The 2,539-nt window shown below is 45.3% G+C and carries 1 protein-coding gene and 1 pseudogene; both read left to right on the top strand.

Features of this window, described 5'->3' with window-relative positions; translation table 11 throughout:
* Positions 1-431: pseudogene (locus tag PX481_RS24240) on the top strand (Uma2 family endonuclease); the annotation flags it as partial.
* 287 nt (positions 432-718) lie between these two features.
* Positions 719-1,858 (top strand): citrate synthase, encoded by a 1,140-nt coding sequence (locus PX481_RS24245; protein ID WP_002796663.1) that lies wholly within the window; start codon positions 719-721, stop codon positions 1,856-1,858.
* Positions 1,859-2,539 lie beyond the last annotated feature (681 nt).

The raw sequence follows: 2,539 nt of genomic DNA on the forward strand, positions 1-2,539 counted from the left end.
CAACGGAAATGACCAGAAAACTGCTGTTTTATGACCGTTATGGTGTGGAAGAATACTACATTTATAATCCCGATAAAAATGATTTGGGCGGCTGTATTCGTCGGGAAAATCGGCTCGAAAGTCTAGAAAATCTCGATAATTGGGTAAGTCCTCGCTTGGGCATTCGTTTTCAATTAGCCGAACCAGAGTTAGTTTTGTATTATCCCGATGGTCAACCTTTCACCAGTTACAACGAAGAACGACAACGGGCCGAAACGGAAAGTCAACGGGCCGAAACGGAAAGTCAACGGGCCGAAACGGAAAGTCAACGGGCCGAAACGGAACGACAACGGGCCGAAACGGAAAGTCAACGGGCGGAAGCGGAACGGCAACGGGCCGAACGATTGGCGGCAAAACTGCGGGAGTTAAATATTAATCCCGAAGAAACTTAAAAAAATTATCGCTCGGCTCAATCGATCGAGATAGTCTCGCTACAATGAAAGTAGATAAATATCAAGTCCTCTAGCTAGAGTCGCAACAGTAAGCCCAGAAAAAATGCGCTAGGGCAGGGTTGACTAAATCGACGAAGCAATCGCTAAATAGGGGTAATTTCCGTCCACTTCTCCCCAATCCTGAACGGGAGAGGCAGAACCGAAGAATTTCTATAAAATTTCGGTAAGGGTGGAAAGATCAAGTAAGTTAGCGTTAGGGCTTAATCTTCGCCACGGAAAGTAGAACTATGACAGTTTGTGAATATCGGCCAGGTTTAGAAGGAATTCCCGCCGCCCAATCGAGTATCAGCTTTGTGGATGGGCAAAAGGGAATCTTAGAGTATCGGGGCATTCGGATTGAGGAACTCGCCGAAAAAAGTACCTTCCTCGAAACCGCCTATCTCCTTATCTGGGGTGTTCTGCCCACGGGGGCGGAACTGGACGAATTTGCCGATGAAATCCGTTATCATCGACGCATCAAGTACCGTATCGAAGACATGATGAAATGCTTCCCCGAAAAAGGCCATCCCATGGATGCGCTACAAACTTCGGCGGCGGCTTTAGGGTTATACTATGCCCGTCGGGCTTTGGATAATCCCGAATATATCCGTCAGGCAGTAGTCCGGCTATTAGCGAAAATCCCCACCATGGTGGCGGCGTTTCAATTAATTCGCAAAGGTAATCATCCCATTCAGCCCAACGATAGTCTTGATTATGCGGCCAATTTCCTCTATATGTTGACGGAAAGACGACCAACGGATTTAGCGGCGAAAGTTTTCGATGTCTGTTTGACCCTCCACGCCGAACATACCATGAATGCCTCGACTTTTTCGGCCATGGTGACGGCTTCCACTTTAACCGACCCCTACGGTGTCATCGCTTCAGCAGTGGGAACTCTCGCCGGCCCCCTCCACGGTGGGGCAAACGAGGAAGTATTGTTAATGTTAGAGGAAATCGGTTCGGTGGCTAATGTTCGTCCCTATGTGGAAAAATGTATCGCCAATAAACAAAAAGTTATGGGTTTTGGACACCGGGTATATAAAGTTAAGGATCCCCGGGCGACGATTTTACAAAATCTTGCCGAACAATTATTCGCGGAATTAGGTTCCGATGAATACTACGATATCGCCCTAGAATTAGAACAGGCAATGGTGGATATCTACGGCGAAAAAGGTATCTATCCTAATGTGGATTTCTATTCGGGATTGGTCTATCGGAAATTAGGCATCCCCAATGACTTATTTACCCCGATTTTTGCCATCTCCCGGGTGGCCGGTTGGTTGGCCCACTGGAAAGAACAATTAAATACTAACCGCATTTTCCGTCCTACCCAAATCTACACAGGAGAACACGAAGTCCCCTATACACCGATCGAACAACGTTCTTAGATTTTATCTCCCATTCTTGATGGAAACACGGTTTCTCGCCTTTGTCAATCTTTCCTAGGCGAGATTTTTTGTCTCATTTCCTGTTATATTGATGGGGCAAGGAAACAGTCCAGCGGCTTTCAGCTTGGTCAGTTTCGGTGTATATAGGGTCTGCTGAAAAAGTTTTTCGGTGGGGGCAGGGTTTGGGGTGTGGGGTGTGGGGTGTGGGGTTTTACCGGTTTTGAGGTGGCCAATTACCTAATTTTTAGGGAAAAAGTCCAGGGATTTTCCCCCTGATCACTCCCATACCTGGTACTTTGTGATTGACAAAAAGTCTAAAAGTCTTACCCAACAAGGTTTTTAGATTTATTCAGCAGCTCCTAATTATTCCGAGGATGGGTTATTTACCCATCCTGAACATTTTCTGTCCTGATGGTGGACGATCGATAAATCAATACTATTCCTATTTTCCGGTTAAAAATTCCCTCAATCTCTGCCAAAGCAATTCAGTATAATTTCTTAATTTTCTAGATATAACTACATTTTTTCCCTAAAATGTTAGGCTCTTCGTTACTTGTTATGGTTCGATAGGGGGGCATAAATCGACTAAATCCTTATCTGGCAAGAGACTTAATTGATTAGTTCGCTCTAGATAAAAACAATTGACAAAAATCGCTAAATGCCTTTCTCTATAAGGGTTCC

The sequence above is a fragment of the Microcystis sp. M53603_WE2 genome (assembly GCF_030065435.1).